Annotated in this window: 18 protein-coding genes; 5 read left to right on the top strand and 13 right to left on the bottom strand. The window is 65.0% G+C overall.

The genetic code is table 11. The features are described from left to right. The first annotated feature begins 15 nt into the window (after positions 1-15). Together AC3A35_RS15235 and AC3A35_RS15230 are read left to right on the top strand one after the other, a co-directional pair. Positions 16-306, top strand: a complete 291-nt coding sequence (locus tag AC3A35_RS15235) for a DUF4936 family protein (protein ID WP_487437007.1) — start codon at positions 16-18, stop codon at positions 304-306. Further along, positions 297-1088 (top strand): NRDE family protein, encoded by a 792-nt coding sequence (locus tag AC3A35_RS15230; protein WP_487437006.1) that lies wholly within the window; start codon positions 297-299, stop codon positions 1086-1088. The genes AC3A35_RS15235 and AC3A35_RS15230 overlap by 10 nt, the downstream gene beginning before the upstream one ends. Here the strand turns inward: AC3A35_RS15230 and AC3A35_RS15225 are convergent. The 8 genes from AC3A35_RS15225 to AC3A35_RS15190 form a co-directional block, all read right to left on the bottom strand. Next, a complete protein-coding gene (locus AC3A35_RS15225) occupies positions 1033-1467 on the bottom strand; it encodes a GNAT family N-acetyltransferase (RefSeq protein ID WP_487437004.1) in 435 nt (144 codons plus the stop codon). The two genes, AC3A35_RS15230 and AC3A35_RS15225, sit on opposite strands and share 56 nt — an antisense overlap. Then, positions 1464-1943, bottom strand: a complete 480-nt coding sequence (locus tag AC3A35_RS15220) for a L,D-transpeptidase family protein (protein ID WP_487437003.1) — start codon at positions 1941-1943, stop codon at positions 1464-1466. Before AC3A35_RS15220 ends, AC3A35_RS15225 begins: the two co-directional genes overlap by 4 nt. A gap of 7 nt (positions 1944-1950) precedes the next feature. After that, positions 1951-2415, bottom strand: a complete 465-nt coding sequence (gene tadA, locus AC3A35_RS15215; RefSeq protein WP_487437266.1) for a tRNA adenosine(34) deaminase TadA — start codon at positions 2413-2415, stop codon at positions 1951-1953. A 111-nt stretch (positions 2416-2526) separates the two neighbouring features. Next, on the bottom strand, positions 2527-3114 hold the full coding sequence (locus AC3A35_RS15210) for a 2'-5' RNA ligase family protein (protein WP_487437002.1): 588 nt from the start codon (positions 3112-3114) through the stop codon (positions 2527-2529). Between the two features lie 739 nt (positions 3115-3853). Next, positions 3854-5461 carry a sensor histidine kinase gene (locus AC3A35_RS15205; RefSeq protein ID WP_487437001.1) on the bottom strand — a complete coding sequence of 536 codons (1608 nt, stop codon included), beginning with the start codon at positions 5459-5461 and terminating at the stop codon, positions 3854-3856. Continuing rightward, positions 5448-6077, bottom strand: a complete 630-nt coding sequence (locus AC3A35_RS15200; protein ID WP_487437000.1) for a hypothetical protein — start codon at positions 6075-6077, stop codon at positions 5448-5450. Before AC3A35_RS15200 ends, AC3A35_RS15205 begins: the two co-directional genes overlap by 14 nt. Continuing rightward, the gene (locus AC3A35_RS15195; protein WP_487436999.1) at positions 6074-8143 is read right to left on the bottom strand and encodes a TonB-dependent receptor plug domain-containing protein; all 2070 of its coding nucleotides are present in this window, start codon (positions 8141-8143) and stop codon (positions 6074-6076) included. The genes AC3A35_RS15200 and AC3A35_RS15195 overlap by 4 nt, the downstream gene beginning before the upstream one ends. A 46-nt stretch (positions 8144-8189) precedes the next feature. Next, positions 8190-9179: a diguanylate cyclase gene (locus tag AC3A35_RS15190; protein ID WP_487436998.1), complete on the bottom strand. Its 990-nt coding sequence runs from the start codon at positions 9177-9179 to the stop codon at positions 8190-8192. Between the two features lie 165 nt (positions 9180-9344). On the opposite strand from AC3A35_RS15190, the gene AC3A35_RS15185 reads away from it, so the two are divergent. After that, on the top strand, positions 9345-10853 hold the full coding sequence (locus AC3A35_RS15185; protein WP_487436996.1) for a sigma 54-interacting transcriptional regulator: 1509 nt from the start codon (positions 9345-9347) through the stop codon (positions 10851-10853). 481 nt (positions 10854-11334) lie between these two features. Here the strand turns inward: AC3A35_RS15185 and guaA are convergent, their stop codons facing one another. Beyond that, positions 11335-12900: a glutamine-hydrolyzing GMP synthase gene (gene guaA / locus AC3A35_RS15180; RefSeq protein WP_487436995.1), complete on the bottom strand. Its 1566-nt coding sequence runs from the start codon at positions 12898-12900 to the stop codon at positions 11335-11337. An 86-nt stretch (positions 12901-12986) separates the two neighbouring features. After that, positions 12987-14447 (bottom strand): IMP dehydrogenase, encoded by a 1461-nt coding sequence (gene guaB / locus AC3A35_RS15175; RefSeq protein ID WP_487436994.1) that lies wholly within the window; start codon positions 14445-14447, stop codon positions 12987-12989. Here guaB and AC3A35_RS15170 point away from each other — a divergent pair. Next, positions 14446-15051, top strand: coding sequence for a DUF4124 domain-containing protein (locus tag AC3A35_RS15170; RefSeq protein ID WP_487436992.1), 606 nt, complete (start codon positions 14446-14448; stop codon positions 15049-15051). The genes guaB and AC3A35_RS15170 overlap by 2 nt on opposite strands. Here AC3A35_RS15170 and AC3A35_RS15165 read toward each other — a convergent pair whose 3' ends face one another. Together AC3A35_RS15165 and AC3A35_RS15160 are read right to left on the bottom strand one after the other, a co-directional pair. Next, positions 15052-15375: an RnfH family protein gene (locus AC3A35_RS15165; RefSeq protein WP_487436991.1), complete on the bottom strand. Its 324-nt coding sequence runs from the start codon at positions 15373-15375 to the stop codon at positions 15052-15054. A gap of 2 nt (positions 15376-15377) precedes the next feature. Beyond that, positions 15378-15815 carry a type II toxin-antitoxin system RatA family toxin gene (locus tag AC3A35_RS15160; RefSeq protein ID WP_487436990.1) on the bottom strand — a complete coding sequence of 146 codons (438 nt, stop codon included), beginning with the start codon at positions 15813-15815 and terminating at the stop codon, positions 15378-15380. Between the two features lie 91 nt (positions 15816-15906). On the opposite strand from AC3A35_RS15160, the gene smpB reads away from it, so the two are divergent. After that, a complete protein-coding gene (gene smpB, locus AC3A35_RS15155) occupies positions 15907-16353 on the top strand; it encodes an SsrA-binding protein SmpB (RefSeq protein ID WP_487436989.1) in 447 nt (148 codons plus the stop codon). A 515-nt stretch (positions 16354-16868) separates the two neighbouring features. On the opposite strand, the gene AC3A35_RS15150 is transcribed toward smpB, so the two are convergent. Continuing rightward, the gene (locus AC3A35_RS15150; RefSeq protein ID WP_487436988.1) at positions 16869-18278 is read right to left on the bottom strand and encodes an ABC transporter permease; all 1410 of its coding nucleotides are present in this window, start codon (positions 18276-18278) and stop codon (positions 16869-16871) included. Positions 18279-18280: the final 2 nt, after the last annotated feature.

Raw genomic sequence — 18280 nt, 5'->3', positions numbered from 1 at the left:
CTCGTGGATACATCGGTGCTCAAAAACTACTTCATCTACTACCGGATCAGGGACGGACTGGATCTTGACGACGCCCATACCAGCGTCCGGAGCATGCAGGCCGCACTCGAGCGACGCACGGGGGTGCGCGGGCGTCTCTTCTCCCGATTCCACGAAGACGCGACCTGGATGGAGGTCTACGAGAACGTCGACACCCCCGAGGCGTTCGAACAGATCTTGCGCGAGGAGCTCGAGCACCATCGGGTAGGCGAGCTGGTACAGCCCGGGTCCGCCCGCCATCTCGAGTGCTTCGTTGAATGTGTCTGATCGTGCTGGCGTGGCAGGCGCACCCCGACTATCCGCTGGTCGTGGCCGCCAATCGCGACGAATTCCTCGATCGCCCCGCGTCGCCGGCGCACTGGTGGAACGACAGTCCCGACCTGCTCGCAGGGCGTGATCTCGAGGCCGGCGGCACGTGGTTGGGATTGACCCGGTCGGGGCGGTTTGCCGCACTGACCAATTATCGCGATCCGGAACAACGCCGTCCCGGCCTGCCATCGCGCGGCGCGCTCGTGCGCGCGGCGCTCGAGGCATCGACGGACGCACGGACAAGCCTCGACCATCTCGCGCTCGGCAGCGCCGCCTATGCCGGCTTCAACCTGCTGGTCGGTGACGGCGCCCGGCTCGGGATTCATGAAAGCACCACCGGTGCGGTGCGTCTCCTCGAGCCGGGCGTCTATGGGCTGTCGAACCACCTGCTCGATTCGCCATGGCCCAAACTCAGGCTGGCACGGGAAGCATTTTCCGCGGCGCTGCCCACGCTACCGGCCACGACCGCCTTCGTCGACCTGTTGCGAGACACCAGTGCAGTGCCTGATCACCACCTTCCGCAAACCGGCGTGAGTCTCGAATGGGAGCGCTGGCTGGCGCCAGCCTTCATCCGCGCCCCCGGCTACGGCACCCGTTGCTCCAGCCTGATCACACTCAGCCGGACGGGTGAAGCGCGCTTCACCGAATGGACGTGGGCGGAGAACGGCAGCCTGCGCAGTTCGGTCAGCCACCGCTATACGATCGACGCATGGTCTGGTGGGCAATCCCCGCTTCCATGAAGACATCGCCCTCGGCCGCAAAGCCGTGGCGACGGTAGAAATCGATTGCGCCGACCTGGGCATTCAACGCCAGGGACCCCATTCCGCGCCTGAACCCCTCGGCGACCAGCGCCTCGAGCATCTGGCCTCCTACCCCCCGGCAGCGCCACGCCGCATCGACCGCCATCCGGCCGATATGTCCGTCGGGCAGCAGGCGCCCGGTGCCGATCACGTCCCCGCTCGCGGAGGTGGCAAGGGCATGGCACGACACCGCATCGAACGCATCGAGTTCCATGTCCGCCGGCACCCCCTGCTCGATCACGAACACACGCTCGCGCAATGGCGTCGCCTGCAGGGCGGCGTCGTGCCAGTCCAGCAATTCCACGGTGATGGCATTCATTCGACAATCTCGACCACGGTTCCGACCGCGACCAGGTCGAACAACTCGATCACGTCGCGGTTGCGCATCCGGATGCAGCCGTGCGAACGCGGCACGCCCATCGGCTGATCGTCGCCGGTGCCGTGGATATAGATGTAGCGCCGCATGCTGTCCACCCGGCCGCCGCGATTGACACCCGGCTGTTCACCGCACAACCACAGAATGCGGGAAAGAATCCAGTCGCGTCCCGGGTGCGCCGCCGCGAATCCGGCCGACCAGATCTCGCCGGTCTGGCGGCGGCCACGAAAGACGGCCCCGTCGGGCGCACCGGCGCCGATCCGGGCGCGGATACGATGGCGTCCGCGTGGCGTGCACCCGCTGTCCTGCACCTCGCCGGCACCGTTGGTCGCGGTTGACACCGTATAGCGGCGAAGGCAACAGCCGGCCCGGTCGAAGAGTTCGAGACACTGCCGACCGATGTCGATCCGAATCTTCATGGCGCGCTCAGGCAAGCAAGGTCTTGTTGCGGCGCGCGGCGAAGAAGGCCGACAGCATGCCCCCGCACTCGTCTGCGAGTAGGCCACCGACGATGGTGGCGTGATGGTTCAGACGCGCCTCGGCAAACAGATCGATCACGCTCCCCGCCACGCCGGTCTTGGGGTCGCGCGCACCGAAAACCACCCGCTCTATGCGCGCGTGCATGATGGCGCCGGAGCACATCGCACAGGGCTCGAGCGTCACATAGAGCTGGCAGCCAGGCAGCCGGTAGTTACCCAGGCGCTGCGCCGCATCGCGCAGCGCCATCACCTCGGCATGCGCGGTCGGGTCGCGGCGACCGATCGGCTGATTGAAGCCGCGCCCGACGATCTCGCCGTCGAGCACCACCACCGCACCCACCGGCACCTCTCCGCAAGCACCCGCCTCCCTCGCCTGGTCGAGGGCTGCGCGCATGAAATCTTCGTCGTCCATCATTTTCCGGCCGGTTGTGGAATCGCCAGTTTACCCGACTCGTCCGCTTAGTCACGGCTCGCGAATCGTCAATACCCCGCGCTCCGACACCCACAGAACCGGCAGCAGGATTCACCCGTGCAGCGGCAGGCACCAGAGCGCTTCATGCCGGCCTCGACCGATCAGACTCCGCATCAGACAGAACTCGCGCGCGGACCAGGCGATCGGCTCGATCATTTTGTCGGCCACATAACGATCGTCATATAGCAGTGTCAGGTGCGGGGTGTAGTGGGCGCCCGCGCCACGCCCGATTCCGGCGTTTTCCATCGCGGTCGCGAGGGCGAGCTGGAAGCGCTTCAAGGCAAGCAGCGGGTCGCCTCCCAGCAGAACCAGGGGCATGTTGCGCGGCCGACGGGAAAAGCTCGCCACCCGGTCGAACCCGAGCACGAACGGCGCGATGGCGGTCAAGGCCTGGGCGGCGTCGCGGGCCGCTTCGATCACACCCTGCGGCAGCCCGGAAAAATCGCCGACGTAGTACAGCGTGACGTGGAAACGCTCGACCCCGAGCGGCTTGCCCTTCAGCCCGTGCTTGCCACGCAGACTCCGCGCAAGCCGGTCGATACGCATGGCGGCCTCCATGTCGGGGCGGATCGCGAAGAACAAGCGATCGCTGGACGGCCGGGGGGCCCCGAAGGCCGGGTGCGAAAGCTGCTCGGACATTTCGCCTCCACCACGCGCACATGATCATCTGCGGGGGCTTGCAACCGCATGAAAGGGCATCCTTTCATCACTCGTAACACCGCTCGCAGTCACTGCCGCGTGATGATGCGAGCGCCTATGCCGGCGCGCTACCGCAGCCGAAAAATGGCGCGATTGGTCACTCCCACTCAATTCTTTCCAGGATCTATAAACCCGCATAAAACCTAGCGTTCTGTCCTCGCATAACAACGTCTACCGTCACTTCCACCGTCAAACAATGAGCGCTCTTGCGCGGCGCCTGCACCAGCCCATCAATAGGCATCTATCGATGCGATCTGGACCGAAGGCGCGCAGGTCGGCTGAAGTCACAGAACACATCGAACATCTTGCTACGATTGATCATATAAGAGATTACCGCTTAAGGCGACGGTCGCGCGTTCTGTGTGTGATGTCAGAAACTCATATGATTCTCACAACGCGAGGTATCCATGAAGACGCTCCCCCGAAGCCATCCTGCTCCACGCCCGATCCCTGCCCGAGGGAGGACTGGTGTCGCCCAAGGCGTTCCTGCACATGGGCACACGGGCGCAGTCGATCAGGCGCTCTCAAGGCTGAGCAAGCCGGCCTTGTAGATCTTTTCCGTGGGTTTCAGCGCCTTCAACTTCATGTCGGTGAACATCTCATCGCCCCGAACTGACACCGTCAGCGATGACCAGATGCGTGGCGACGGGGGGTGTTCGGGTTTCCGAACGAAGCCGGCCTACTCCGCGCCCTTGCCCGCCAGCCATTCGGCCAACTGCTTGAAGCGGTAGTGGCGGATGAAGGGCCGGATGTAGCAGACAAAGCCGGCGTATCCGGCCTCGCTCTCCAGCTCTTTCAGCAGCGCTCTCACCCCGAGTACGTTGTGGCGTCTGGTCTGCTCGAGCAGGGCGTTGAGCGTCTCCGCCCGGGGCAGCACGAAAACCTCTTCGACAGGTTTGGCCTCCGCTGCGGGCGGCCTCGCCGCTGCGGGCTCGCTGCCCTTCAGCAGGGGCAGCTCCAGGTCGAACCAGAAGGCGCTGCCTTGGCCGGGCCGGCTTTCGACTTTGAGCTGTGAGCCCATCAGGCGCACCAAGCGTTGGCTGATGGTGAGCCCCAGGCCCGAGCCTTCGGCACGGGTGATGGGATTGTCGAGCTGGTGGAAGGGAATGAAGATCTTGGCGAGGTCGCCGCCGGCGATGCCGATGCCGGTGTCGCGCACGCTGAAGCGCAGGCGTGCGCGGGTGGCGGTGTTTCCCTGGTTCGCGACCGAAAGCCGCACCCCTCCCCGTTCGGTGAACTTGACCGCGTTGCCGAGCAGGTTGAGCAGCACTTGGCGAAGCCGCTTGTCGTCCACCACCACTGCCGCCGGCAGTTCGGCCGGAAAATCGTGCTCGAAGCGCAGACCCTTCACCCGCGCACTCACGTCGGCCATCTCCACCAGAGTGTTGAGAAACCCCGCCAGGCTCACCTCCCGAGGGTGGAGGCTGAGGTTGTCCTCGTCCACCCGCGAGAAGTCCAGGATGTCGTTGATCAGAAGCAACAGGTGCTCGGCGCTGCGGTCTATGGTTTCGATGCCCTGGCCGTTGGTCGCCATGAGGGCCGCGTCCTTCTTGTAGAGCTGGGTATAGCCGAGGATCGCGTTCAAGGGTGTGCGCAGCTCGTGGGTGACATTGGCCATGAAGCGGGTCTTGGCACGGTCGGAGGCCTCGATCGCCTCTTTGGCGGCGTGGAGGCGGTGGAACATCACCAGCATGGTGATCCAGACCGCTGCCAGAAGGCCCAAGGCCATGCTCGATTCGGCGTAGAGCTTGGATTTCATCTCCCGGCTGAGGGCGCGGAAATATCCGTCGCTGATGCCAAATTCGGCGATGCCCAGCAGTTCGCCCTTCTGGTCGATCAGGGGAATGGAAGTGCGGAAGCAGCCGGCGCAAGCGGTGTTGCCTTCCAGCAGGTCCAGGCTGCCGCGTTCGGCGGCCACCGCGTCGTAGTCGATCTGCAGGGCCACGCCCAGCACGATGCGTCCGCCGATGGCCGGATCCTCCACGATCAGCATCTCCTGCACCCGGTCGTAAAGCTCCTGTGCGAGGTGTCTGGGAGTGCTGTGCTCCAGCGTTTGCGCCAGGGCCTCTGCCTGGGACTGGGCCAGGATCTTGGCCTGTGTCTCGGCGGCCAGGTAAAGACGCGGCGCCAGGGTACCCTCCCAGTAGCGCCCCAAGGAGAAGAGGAAGGACGCAAACAGAAGCAGGAAGACCGCGCAGACAACCAGATGGGTGCGCAACGTGCCGGTCGCGTGGAAGAAGCCGGCGAAGCGGCGGGCGAGCGGGGACGGGGGCCTACTTGGATTCATACCGTTTCGCGACCTTGAGGTAGAAGTCCTTTATTGCCACTTGGCTGGCGTTCAAGGTCTGCATGTTGATGAGCGGCCGCACCGTCGCCTCCACCGACAAGCCGGCGAGCACGCCCTTTTCCACGTCGCCCTCAAAGGGGGAGAAGAGGATGATCTGGCGGGCGATGCTGTGGCGGATCAGGCGGTCCAGCTCGGCGTCGTCCAGTTGTTGGGCGATGAACACGGCGGCCGGCCTCGGTGGCCTATCCCGCAGTACGTCGGCGAGCGGCAGCACTCGGACGCTCGCGGGGATGTCGCGCACGGTCGGCAGGCTGGCTTGCAGGTTCTGCTCGTACTCAAGCGCCGCACTGTCGCTGTTCGCATAGACCAGATAGATGGGCAGCGTGCCGTCGCCGGCGACTTTCTTCCTGATCTCCAGGTCGGCCGCCACCAGGGTACGGAACAGCTTCAGCCCAACGTAGGCACGGCGCTCGCTGAAAGCATCGGCCACCAGGGAGGCGCAGGGCAGGGAGAACAGGAGCACCGCCAGGGCGATCTGGAGGGCGACAAGGCGCCGCGTCGGCGTTCGCCGTGTCCCGGCGGCTTGTCCATCGCGACGGTGTTCGACAAACGTCATCGGTACGCGTACTCGAGGCGCAGCCACACGGTGCGCTCGCCGTGGGTCAGTCCCTCGGGATACTGGGCCGGCGTGGGGACGCTCTCGTAGGACCGGTCCGTCAGATTCTTGATTCCGGCGTCGAGCCTCAGGCCGTCCACCGCCAGGACGTCGCGCCAGGAGAAGGTGTAATCGAGGGTGGTGTAGGCGTCGAACCGCGGGGTGTGGGGCGTGCGGGTCCGCAGTTCCCAGCCTTCCTGCTCGTCGACGTAGCGCAGAAGCAGGGAGTGGTTGGTGCCGCCGTCGCGGCGCCAGGTGACCCCCAGGTTGCCCAGCCAGTCCACCGCCCCCAGCAGACGGCCGTCGCTGTCCAGACGGTCCTCGGCGTCCACGTAGGAGACGTTGGCGAACCAGCTCCAGCGCCGGCTGATCTCCTGCTCCCATTCCAGTTCAACGCCGCGCGTCTCGATGTCACCCCGGTTGCGCCAGATCGGCGGATCGCCCGGGTTGATGAAGAACTCGATGAGGTCGTCGATGCGGGTGTGGAACAGAGTCGTGCGCAGCTTGCGGCCGGCCTTGCGATAGATGTAGGCGGCTTCCGTGGAGCGGATGCGCTCTTCCTTCAGATCGCTGGTCGTCGTGCCGCCGGGGAAGGCGTCGGGGCCCGGGTAGCGCTCCTCCAGCGTGGGCGGACGGAAGGCCTCGGCGTACTGGGCCTTGAAGATGTGGTGCTCACCTGCGCGCCACACGGCGGCGAGGCGCGGCGACGTATGGCTGCCCCAGTCATCGTAATTGTCGTGGCGCACGCCCAGGGTCAGCTCCAGCGCGTCGGTCAGCTGCCACTGGTCCTGCACCGTGAAACTCCTCAGCCGGCGTTCCGAGCCGGCCAGCACGCGGTTTTCGGAAGGCGTGCCCCGCCGCACAGGCCGACCCGTCTCGAAGCGCTCCATGAACGCCCCCTCGACCCGGCTGTGGGCGTAGCCAGCGCCCATATAGAGCGTATGGCCGTCCAGGGCCGACCAGCGCAGATTGATCTCGGCGCGGCGGGTGCTGTCGCTGTTGCCGTCGCGGCGAAAATCATCGGCCCTCCGGACCGGCGCCGGACCCGGAGGATTGATTCCGGCGGGAATGGGCAGGTAGGTGGCGTTCGCCAGATCGGTGTCAAGGCTCGACAGCAGCGCGCCCAGGCTGAAATGATCGGTGATTTCCCAGGTCTTGCTCAGGGTGACGTTGGTGACTTTCTCCACCCGCGGGTCGAGATCCCTTGGCATGGCGGCGGTGCGGCCGTACCAGCCGCCGTGCTCGACCACCGCGTGCTGCAACTGCAGGCGGTAGCCCTGGTAGCCGAATTCGGAAAGCAGCAGGCGGCCCCGTTCGTTGTCATAGACCCGGCCAGGGGAGTGGCCATGGCCACTGTTGGCGAAGTTGTCCCGGTTGGTGCGCAGGCCGCTGTCGTCATGGCGCCAGGCGCTGAGGTTGAGCCGCAGGCTGGCGCCGTTGTCGAAGCTGCGCTCCAGCCAGCCGTTCGCCTGACGGGCATTGTGACTGCCGACCTGAACGCCGGCGCCGTTGCCCTTGCGCGAGATGACGTTGACCACGCCGGCGAAGGCGAACTCTCCGTACAGGGCCGAGCCCGGGCCTCGGATCACCTCGATGCGATCCACCTGGCTGATGGGCAGGCGCAGCGCCCAGTCCGCGGATGCGTCCGTCGCTCGATTGACCGCTACGCCGTCAATCAGGATCTTCAGATTGCTGGCATTGAGGGTGGCGCCGGCGCCGCGCACGATGACGCGGGTATCGCCGGCGTTGTTCACGGTAGTGTAGAAGCCGGCCACCAGCCCGAGGGCATCGGCCACCGTGGACAGCCCCCGGGTCCGCAGATCGTCGCCCTGGAGCACGCTGACCATGCCGGGGACGTAGTCGGCATTCATGCGCGTCTGCGTGGCCAGCGTGGTCTCTTCCTCCAGCAGGGTCATCAGGGCAAGCAGTTCGGGGTCGTCCCCGCCCAGGGCATCGGAACTGACAATCAGCACCAGGGCTGGGCAGGCTACCAGTGCGAGCAGCGCGTCGCGGAGCACTCTGGGCATCGCGTTTCTTCCTGTGTGGATGGCGGAGGGAAATCTTCCTGTCATTTCAGCTTTGCTCGTCGGCCGCCGGGGTGTCGACCGAGACGCGGTCACGCCCTGCCCGCTTGGCGACATAGAGCTGAGCGTCGGCGCGGCGCAACAGCTCCTGCGGCGTCATCGACTGCCGTGCAGGGACACAGGCGACGCCAAGGCTGATCGTCACCCGATCCACGACGGCGCTTGCAGCGTGGGGAATCGCCAAGTCGGCCACCGCCCGGCGCAGGCGTTCGGCGATCGCGGCGGCGCTTTCCAGGCAGGTTTCCGGCAGCAAGGTCACGAACTCCTCGCCGCCGTAGCGTGCCACCAAATCGGCCGGCCGCTTGAGAGCGCCACACAGGGCGCGCGCCACCTGCTTCAGGCAGTTGTCGCCCTCGCCGTGGCCATAGCGATCGTTGTAGTCCTTGAAGTGATCCACGTCGATCAGGATCAGCGAAAAGGGCTGGTCGGCGCGCCGGGCCCGGGTGAGCTCGCTCGTATAAATCGTATCGAAATGGCGGCGGTTGGCGACGCCCGTCAGGCCGTCGGTGCAGGCCAGCGCCGCCAGCAGGTCGCTCTTGCGCTTGAGGGCCAGGTGGTTGCGCATGCGCGCCTTGAGGATGGGGATCGAGAAAGGTTTGTGGATGTAGTCCACCGCGCCCAGGGCGAAGCCCCGCTCCACCTCCACTTCCTCGCCCAGGGCGGTGAGGAACACCACCGGGATGTCCCTCAGCGCCGGCTCCTCCTTCAGGCGGCGGCATACCTCGTAGCCGTCCATGCCCGGCATCATCACGTCCAGCAGGATCAGGTCTGGGCGGGCCACCCTGGCGAGATTGAGCCCTTCCTCGCCGGACAAGGCCACCATCAGCTCGATGTGCTCCTGCTGGAGGTGCTCCACCAGTACGTCGAGATTGGCCGGCATATCATCCACGACGAGCACAGTGGGGGTGTGGTCGGTGCTGGCTTCGGGAATCTGCATCGTTTCGTTTGGCTGCGGCATGCCGCGCCGGGATTTGTCCACGGAATGTATCCAGCAACCAGAGCATGAAGCGGGCCAGAAAATAAGCTTCTAAATTTCATATCGTTAGCATTGAGCTTCGCATAGATCGACCTGCTTCCGCTTATAGATCAGCCGAAATCCCTCATATTCGCTTACACTCGCCCCCAATTAACGGAAGAGCGATGGATGGCCGCGAGTCCCCTCGTATTGATCGTCGACGACCAACCCGACAACCTGGACGTCCTGGTGGACTACCTGGCTGACAGCGGCCTGGAACTGGCGGTCGCCACCGGCGGGCAGGAAGCGCTGGAAATCGCCGCCGTGCGCCCCCCCGATCTGGTGTTGCTGGACGTGATGATGCCCGGCATGGACGGATTCACCATGTGCCGGCATCTGAAGGCCCGCCGCAACACCTGCGACGTACCGGTGATCTTCATGAGTGCGCTCACCGACACGGAGAGCAAGATCGACGGATTCGCCGCCGGAGGCATCGATTTCGTCACCAAGCCGTTTCATGGCGGTGAGGTACTGGCCCGTATCAACACCCACCTCACCATCGCCCGCCAGCGGCGCGAACTGCAGAACAAGAACCGCCAGCTCGAAAGCCTCAACCGGGAACTGCAGGAACAGATAGACCGCCGCAAGGAGGTCGAGGAGGCCCTCCACCTGGCTGACGAAAGACTCTCCACACTCACTCGCCAGGAGGCGGAGCATTGGGGCATCGACGCCTTCATCGGCCAGAGCGTCGCCACCGCCCGCCTGCTCGACGAGGTGCGCGGGCTGCAGGAGGCATCCCGCACCAACGTTGTGGTGCTGGGGGAGAGCGGCACCGGCAAGGAATTGATCTCCCGTGCCATCCACTATGGCAGCGCCCGGCGCGGCCAGCCCTTCGTCGCCGTCAACTGTTCGGCCATCCCTGCAGAGCTGGCTGACGCGGAGTTTTTCGGCCACGTGAAGGGGGCCTACACCGGCGCCAGCGGAGACCGCTACGGCTACTTCGTGAAGGCCGACGGCGGCACGCTCTTCCTTGACGAGATCGGCGACATGCCCCTCGCCCTCCAGGCAAAGCTGCTGCGCGTGCTGGAAGACGGGATGGTGACGCCTATCGGAGGCAGCGAAAGCCGGCGCGTGGACGTGCGCGTGGTGGCCGCCACCAATGCGGACATCCGTGCAAAGGTGCATGACAGGCAGTTGCGCCAGGATCTGTACTACCGTCTGGGGGGCTACCTGATCACGCTGCCGCCCCTGCGCGAGCGGGCGGGGGACATCCCCCTGCTGGCCGAGCACTACCTCCACGTGCTGGGTGCGCAGATGGGACGCGAGCGGCCGAGCATCACCCGCGAGGCAATGGCGGCGCTGTGTCGCTACGACTACCCGGGCAACGTGCGCGAGCTCAGGAACCTGATCGAATTTGCGCTCATCGCGAGCCGCGGCGGGCCCATCGGCGTCGGTCATCTGCATTTCCTCAGCGGGTCACCCGTAGCGATCCCCGAGGCCACGCCGACGCCGCATACCACCGACGAGGATGCCCTGGTGGACTACGCCCGTGACCATGGCCGCATCGACAACGCCGCCGCCCAGGCCCTGCTCCGGATTGATCATGGCAGGGCGTCCTATTTGTTGAAGAAGCTGCACAACGACCGACGGCTGACCAAGCAGGGCGAGCGCCGGTGGACCTACTACACGGCTTCTTAGGTCCGACGGAACGAAGAACGGGCCATGTCGCGGCCTCAGGGTGCCGCGGTCCTCACCAGCGCGATCGCGTAGCGCGTTCAGCCTGCTCGAAGCTGAAAAACGCTGGATCTTGGTGCTGCAATGAACCGGAATGAGCGGTCGGCCGAGGCAGATCAGCCAGAGCCTCCAGTTCACCGCATGCGGAAGGCCTGGTTTCTCGCGCCGGGCCGAGCCCGGCCTGCAGACTGAAGCCGGCCATCTTGCCGACCGTGTCGCCGAATGGATCCCCCGGTTCGCAAGCGGGAAGGGTTTGCTCGGGACGATGGCGCCGGTAACGACCACCATCCCCCTCCGCGCGGCTGTCCTGGCCGCACCCGTGCGAGGGATGATCCGCGTTCCTTGCGATACTGAAGTTTTGCAGCCTATCGCTCAACCGCGGGATCTTGAAGCCTCAGCTGTGATGCCGGTCGGTATAGCCCCGGACATTACCAACCAGTCCCGGTCACTCCCACTCGATCGTCGCCGGCGGCTTGCCCGAGATGTCGTACACCACACGGTTGATCCCCCGCACCTCGTTGATGATGCGGTTGCTGACCTTGCCGAGCAGGCTGTGTGGCAGTTCGGCCCAGTGCGCGGTCATGAAGTCCTGGGTCTGCACCGCTCGCAGCGCGACCACGTACTCGTAGGTCCGGCCGTCGCCCATCACCCCGACGCTCTTGACCGGCAGGAACACGGCGAACGCCTGGCTGGTCTTGTCGTACCAGTCGGCGGCACGCAGTTCGTCGATGAAGATGGCGTCGGCTCGGCGCAGCAGATCGGCGAACTCGGTCTTGACCTCACCGAGGATGCGCACGCCCAGGCCCGGCCCCGGGAAGGGATGGCGATACACCATGTCGTGCGGCAGGCCCAGCGCGACACCGAGTTCGCGTACTTCGTCCTTGAACAGCTCGCGCAACGGCTCGAGCAGCATCAGGCCCAGGGTTTCGGGCAGGCCGCCGACGTTGTGGTGACTCTTGATGGTATGCGCCTTCTTGTTCTTGGCGCCTCCGGATTCGATCACGTCGGGATAGATCGTGCCCTGCGCGAGCCATTTGGCATTGGGGAGCTTCCCGGCTTCAGCCTGGAACACCTCGACGAACTCGCGGCCGATGATCTTGCGTTTCTGCTCGGGGTCGGTGACGCCAGCGAGATGGCCCATGAACTGCGCCGTCGCGTCGACATGGATCACGCGGGCATGAAGGCGACCGGCGAACATCTCCATCACCATCTTGCCTTCGTTCAGGCGCAGCAGACCGTGATCGACGAACACGCAGGTGAGCTGGTCGCCGATGGCGCGGTGGATCAGCGCCGCAGCCACCGAAGAGTCGACGCCGCCGGAAAGACCGAGAATGACCTCGTCGTCACCGACCTGGGCGCGGATCCGCTCCACCGCCTCGGCGATGTAGTCGGGCATGTTCCAGTCGTGGCCGCAACCGCAGATGTCGTGCACGAAGCGGCCGATGATCTCCTTGCCCTTGATCGTGTGGGTGACTTCGGGGTGGAACTGTACGCCATAGAAACCACGGTCCTCATCGGCGATCGCCGCGATCGGGGTGGAGTCGTTGCTGCCGATCACCTTGAAGCCCGGTGGGACGCCGGTGACCTTGTCACCGTGACTCATCCATACGTCGAGCAGGCCGTGCCCTTCGTCATTGACGCGGTCCTGGATGTCGCGGAACAGTTTCGAGTGACCGCGTGCGCGCATCTCGGCGTAGCCGAACTCGCGCGTGGCCGAACTCTCGACCTTGCCGCCGAGCTGCGAGGCCATGGTCTGCATGCCGTAGCAGATCCCGAGCACCGGCACCCCAAGTTCGAATACGGCCTGCGGAGCCCGCCAGTCTTCCGCCTCGTAGACCGAGTTCGGCCCGCCCGAAAGAATGATGCCCTGCGGCGCGAAGTCGCGGATGAACGCGTCGCTGACGTCGTAGGGATGCAGTTCGCAGTAGACCTGCTGCTCGCGCACCCGGCGGGCAATCAATTGGGAAACCTGCGAGCCGAAGTCGAGGATGAGGATTTTCTGGTGGGACATGTCCGCCTCAGGATGAAAAAAAGCGGCTTGATGGTCTTCTGGTTGCGAAGCAGACCACCAGCCGCCTGTTACGGTTCGGAAAACGCCTAGTTGACGTGGTAGTTCGGCGCTTCCTGGGTGATCTGGACATCGTGCACATGGGATTCACGCACGCCGGCCGAGGTGATCTCGACGAACTGGGCACGATCGTGCAAGGCCGGAATGCTCTCGCAGCCCAGGTAGCCCATCGACGCACGAAGACCACCGACCAGCTGATGGATCACGGCGCCGACCGAACCCTTGTACGGCACACGCCCTTCGATCCCCTCGGGCACCAGCTTGTCGATGTTCGACGAACTGTCCTGGAAGTAGCGATCCGCCGCCCCCTTTTCCATGGCACCGAGCGAGCCCATGCCGCGATACGACTTGTAGGAGCGGCCCTGGAACAGCACCGTTTCACCCGGCGCCTCCTCGGTGCCGGCAAACAGACCGCCGAGCATGACCACGTTGGCACCGGCCGCGATCGCCTTGGCGATATCGCCGGAGTAGCGGATGCCACCGTCGGCGATCATCGGCACCCCGGAACCGGCCAGCGCGCGGGAGACATTGTCGATCGCGGTGATCTGCGGCACTCCGACACCCGCCACGATACGGGTGGTGCAGATCGAGCCCGGCCCGATTCCGACCTTGACGCCGTCGGCGCCGCAATCGACCAGGGCCATTGCCGCATCGCCGGTGGCGATATTGCCGCCGACCACTTCGACCTGCGGGAAGTTCTTCTTGACCCAGCGCACGCGGTCGAGCACGCCCTGCGCATGGCCGTGGGCGGTATCGACCACGATCATGTCCACCCCGGCCTCGGCCAGCAACTCGGCACGTTCCTCGGTACCGGCACCGACGCCGATCGCCGCGGCGACGCGCAGTCGCCCCAGCTCGTCCTTGGCCGCCAGCGGGTGCTCGGTGGACTTCATCATGTCCTTGACCGTGATCAGGCCGCGCAGCTCGCCCGCATCGTTGAGCACCAGCACGCGTTCGAGCCGGTGTTTGCGCAGCAGCACACGGGCCTCTTCCAGACTGGCGCCTTCCTTGACCGTTACCAGCCGCTCCTGCGGCGTCATGATGGCGGAGACGGGTAGTTCGAGATTGGTCTCGAAGCGCAGGTCGCGATTGGTGACGATGCCGACCACCTTGTTGCCGTCGACCACCGGCAACCCGGAGAACTTGTGCAACCGGGTCAGCGCGAGCACCTCGCCCACCCGCATGGTCGGCGGCACCGTGATCGGATCCTTGAGCACGCCCGATTCGTAGCGCTTGACCTTGTGCACCTCTGCCGCCTGCTGCTTCGGGGTGAGGTTCTTGTGCACCACACCAATGCCGCCATCCTGCGCCAGCGCAATCGCAAGGCGGGACTCGGTAACGGTATCCATCGCGGCCGATACCAGAGGAATATTCAGGCGGATCTTGCGGGTAACCTGACTCTGCAAGCCGACATCGCGCGGAAGAACCGTCGAGTGGGCGGGAACGAGAAGGACGTCATCGAACGTCAGCGCCTTCTGGATCACTCGCATGGCTTTTATCCTTTCAACCAAATCCGTATTATACAGACGCGTCCCGAGTCATGTAAGCGGCGCAACAACCCGGAGATCCAATCTGATGCTGCGTCCTGCCCTTCTGCTCCTCGCCCTCCTGACAGCGCTCCCGGCTGCCGCCGAGATCTACAGCTGGAAGGACAAGGACGGCAAGATGCATTACGCCGACGTCCCGCCCGCCACGGGGGAGGTCAAAACCCTGCGCGGCGGCGCCCCGCGGCCCGCTCCGCCCGCTGCGCCGGTAACCGGTGACGGTGGTGCCGATGCGGCGAAGCCTGCCCCTGCCGACGGCAAGGCGGCGGAAGCCAACGCCAAGCCCAAGACGCTGGCCGAACGGGAACTCGAATTCCGCCAGCGGCGTGCAGCCGAAGCGGAAGCCGAGGCCAAGGCCGAAAAAGAGCGCGCCGATAGCGCCGAGCGTCAGCGCGCCTGCGAGCAGGCCCGCAATCAACTGACCGCACTGACCTCGGGGCAACGGGTGTCGCGCTTTGATGCCGCCGGCGGACGGGAGGTGCTCGACGATGCCGGAAGGGCCGAAGAGATCGCCCGTACGCAAAAACAGGTCGATCAGCTGTGCAACTGATCAGGCCTCTTCCGCCGTACCCCCGCCTTTCTTCATGACCTTGCCTTCGTCGGCGCGCTTCTTGCGCACGGCCTTGGGATCCGCGATCAGGGGCCGGTAGATCTCGACCCGGTCGCGATCGCGCAACACCGTATCCGCCTTGGCGAGCTTGGCGTAGATGCCGAGCTTGTTGCGACCGTCGATTTCGATATCGGGGTATTTCCGCAGCAGGCCCGAGGCTTCCACCGCATCGCGTACCGTGGCCCCTTCCGGCAGCCGAAGAGGAACGAGCTCCTGACGCTGGGGCATCGCGTAGGTGACTTCGACATTGATGAGTTCCGCCATGCTCAGTGCTTCCCGTAGACCTGTGCTGCACGTTTGACGAAAGAATCGACGAAAGTGTTGGCAATGTGATTGAACACCGGGCCGAGCGCCTTTTCCAGCAGCTTGCTGGAAAACTGGTAGTGCAGGCTGAACTCGACCTTGCACGCGGTCTCGCCAAGCGCGGTGAAGCGCCAGTTGCCGTCGAGATGATTGAAGGGGCCGTCGGTCAGCCGGATCAACATCTCGGTCGGCGCGTGCTTCTCGTTCTCTGTGCTGAAGTGCGCCTTGATGCCGTGGTAGTTGATATGAATCGTCGCCGAGGTGATGTGCTCGGTGCGTTCATGGACCTCCGTCCCGCCACACCAGGGCAGGAATTGCGGGTAATCCTCGCATCGATCCACCAGATCGAACATCTGCGCAGGGGTGAATTCGATCAGAACCAGTTTCTTGACGTCGGCCATCGGGTATCGGGCGAGTATGTCGCCGAACTGCTAAAATACGCGATTCTACCGTAAAGCCTCGGTCCGACAGTCCGGACGAACATACCCATCCATGAGCATCATCGACAATCGCAAGGCCTTTCACGACTACTTCATCGAAGAGAAGTACGAGGCCGGGCTCGTCCTCGAAGGCTGGGAGGTGAAGGCGATCCGTGCCGGACGTTCGAACATCAAGGAAGCCTACATCATCATCCGCGGCGAGGAACTCTTCATCCTCGGCATGCACATCACCCCGCTGGTCAGCGCATCGACCCACATCAAGACCGAGCCGACCCGCACCCGCAAGCTGCTGTTGCACAGCAAGGAAATTGCACGCCTGATCGGCAAGGTGGAGCGCGCCGGGTTCACGCTGGTGCCCCTCGACCTGCATTACGTCAAGGGTCGGGTCAAGGCCGAAATCGGCCTGGCCAAGGGCAAGAAGCTGCACGACAAGCGCGAGGACGAGAAGAAGAAGGACTGGGACCGCGAGAAACAACGCCTGATGCGGGTCAAGGTCTGAACCAGCAGGTTCGCCCCCGCCGCCTCACCCCTTTCATCCCGCTGCCCCGCTGATCGCCGTTGCTCGACACCGACCGCGATGCGCGTCCCGCTCAGGAGCTGCACGACAGCATCGAGCACCCCGCCCGTTGGCGCGCCCAGTCGGGCCGCTTTGCCGCATACGCCTCGTGTCCCGGCTGATCGTCGCAGGGGCGGCGCATGACATCGAGCAAGGTCGACAGCGGCGCCATGTCACCCGCCTCGGCCGCGTCGATTGCCTAGTGCCCGTTCTGTCGACAGCACGGGCGAATGACGGGTGCCATACGTCTGACATGGCGCAGTCCGCTCTCGGGATCTGCCGGCAACTCGCGCCCCAAGCGGTCATCGAAGGCCGGTGATTCCATCGGTCGAGATCCGGATCCAGTGGTTGTCGTTGTCGGGTTCGTCACAGCCGGGAATCGCCGGATCGCCCATGATCGGGCATGAGCGCTGCGAACTGAGCAAAGAGCACGCCAGGCGCTTGGCCCGTCCATGATCTCAGCCGCGGCGCGGGTCGAAGGCGTCGCGTACCACGTCGGCAAAAAGGTTCGCCGCCAGCACCAGCACGAACATGAAGGCGAAGGCCGCGCTCAGTGACCACCAGACCATCGGTTCGCGCGCGAGTTCGGCACGTGCCATGTTGATCATGGTGCCGAAGCTGATCGTGGTCGGATCCACGCCGATACCCACGTAGGACAACACCGCTTCGGCCAGTACCAGCCCGGAGAAATCCATCACCAGCGCGATCAGCACGATGTGCATCACGTTGGGCAGGATATGGCGGCGCAGGATGGTCGGCGTGCTCGCACCGAAAGCGCGCGCCGCCTGTACGTACTCCAGTTCGCGCAGCTTCAGCGTCTCCCCGCGCAGCAGGCGGCACAGCCCGGTCCAGCTGGTGATGCCGAGGATGAAGCAGAGCGCCAGCAGGCGGGCATCCGAGCGCTCGGCCGCGGTTTCGAACCAGTGCGGATTGGTGTCGATCACCACCTGCATCATCAGCACCGCGGCCGCGATCAGCAGCACGCCGGGAATCGCGTTGAGCACCGTGTACAGATACTGGATAGCGTCATCGACCCAGCCACCGAGGTAGCCGGCCGCGATCCCGAGCGCGACTGCAAACGGCAGCATCACCATCGTGGTGATGGTGCCGATGACGAGCGCGGTGCGAACGCTCTTCAGCGACAGGTAAAGTACATCCTGACCCACCTTGTCGGTACCCAGCACGTGATAGAGCGGGGCCAGCGCGATCCCCGCCGAGACCAGCAACGCGACCAGCGCCGCACTCAGGAGGGCGGAGCGCCAGGCCAGCGTGGCCCGGCCACCAAGGATAACCGCGGCGGCATGGCGCAGCCCTTTGCCCTGCGCCCGCGCCACCCCGACGCTCGTCGCCGCAAACAGCAGCACCAGCACCAGGCCTGAGTAGCCGGCTGCCGCGGACAGCTGCCCGAAGACATCCACTGCCACCGGCTCGCCGGGCTCCAGGTGAATGCCGCCGTACTGGAGCGCCGGATAGATGCGCGCCTGGCCGCCTTCAGGCAATTCCACCGTTTCACGCTGGTACAGCGTGCTGGCAAAGGGCGCGGAATAGGTCTTCTCGGTGCGCAGACGCAAGGGCGCAAGCACCGCATCGAGCGCACTGAGCACTTCGGACGAATACACCGGAGCGTCGTCGACCCGCCCCTCGACCGCCGGCAGCAGCGGTCGGTAGTGCACGCTGTCGAGCACACCGACCACGACAAAGGCCAGCAATACGGTCGCCGCGGCCATGCCGACCGGACGCTGTCCGACCTTGCGCCAGGCCGCGCGTAGTGGCTCGTGGCGGCGGACATGCAGCACCATCAGCAGCGCGCACGCAACGAGCACGAAGAGCAGCAGATCGGTCCACAGCAGCACGGGTTGAAAATCCATCG

This window comes from Azoarcus sp. Soil_N_20 (assembly GCF_057656155.1).
This window is presented reverse-complemented; position numbering and strand designations above follow the sequence as displayed.

Coding starts and splice junctions, on each gene's coding strand:
- AC3A35_RS15160 (WP_487436990.1), bottom strand. CDS start 15,815: ATGGCCGACGTCAAGAAACTGGTTCTGATCGAATTCACCCCTGCGCAG.
- tadA (WP_487437266.1), bottom strand. CDS start 2,415: ATGGACGACGAAGATTTCATGCGCGCAGCCCTCGACCAGGCGAGGGAG.
- AC3A35_RS15170 (WP_487436992.1), top strand. CDS start 14,446: ATGGCTTTTATCCTTTCAACCAAATCCGTATTATACAGACGCGTCCCG.
- AC3A35_RS15150 (WP_487436988.1), bottom strand. CDS start 18,278: ATGGATTTTCAACCCGTGCTGCTGTGGACCGATCTGCTGCTCTTCGTG.
- guaA (WP_487436995.1), bottom strand. CDS start 12,900: ATGTCCCACCAGAAAATCCTCATCCTCGACTTCGGCTCGCAGGTTTCC.
- AC3A35_RS15220 (WP_487437003.1), bottom strand. CDS start 1,943: ATGAAGATTCGGATCGACATCGGTCGGCAGTGTCTCGAACTCTTCGAC.
- guaB (WP_487436994.1), bottom strand. CDS start 14,447: ATGCGAGTGATCCAGAAGGCGCTGACGTTCGATGACGTCCTTCTCGTT.
- AC3A35_RS15200 (WP_487437000.1), bottom strand. CDS start 6,077: ATGACGTTTGTCGAACACCGTCGCGATGGACAAGCCGCCGGGACACGG.
- smpB (WP_487436989.1), top strand. CDS start 15,907: ATGAGCATCATCGACAATCGCAAGGCCTTTCACGACTACTTCATCGAA.
- AC3A35_RS15210 (WP_487437002.1), bottom strand. CDS start 3,114: ATGTCCGAGCAGCTTTCGCACCCGGCCTTCGGGGCCCCCCGGCCGTCC.
- AC3A35_RS15165 (WP_487436991.1), bottom strand. CDS start 15,375: ATGGCGGAACTCATCAATGTCGAAGTCACCTACGCGATGCCCCAGCGT.
- AC3A35_RS15225 (WP_487437004.1), bottom strand. CDS start 1,467: ATGAATGCCATCACCGTGGAATTGCTGGACTGGCACGACGCCGCCCTG.
- AC3A35_RS15205 (WP_487437001.1), bottom strand. CDS start 5,461: ATGAATCCAAGTAGGCCCCCGTCCCCGCTCGCCCGCCGCTTCGCCGGC.
- AC3A35_RS15195 (WP_487436999.1), bottom strand. CDS start 8,143: ATGCCCAGAGTGCTCCGCGACGCGCTGCTCGCACTGGTAGCCTGCCCA.
- AC3A35_RS15230 (WP_487437006.1), top strand. CDS start 297: ATGTGTCTGATCGTGCTGGCGTGGCAGGCGCACCCCGACTATCCGCTG.
- AC3A35_RS15185 (WP_487436996.1), top strand. CDS start 9,345: ATGGCCGCGAGTCCCCTCGTATTGATCGTCGACGACCAACCCGACAAC.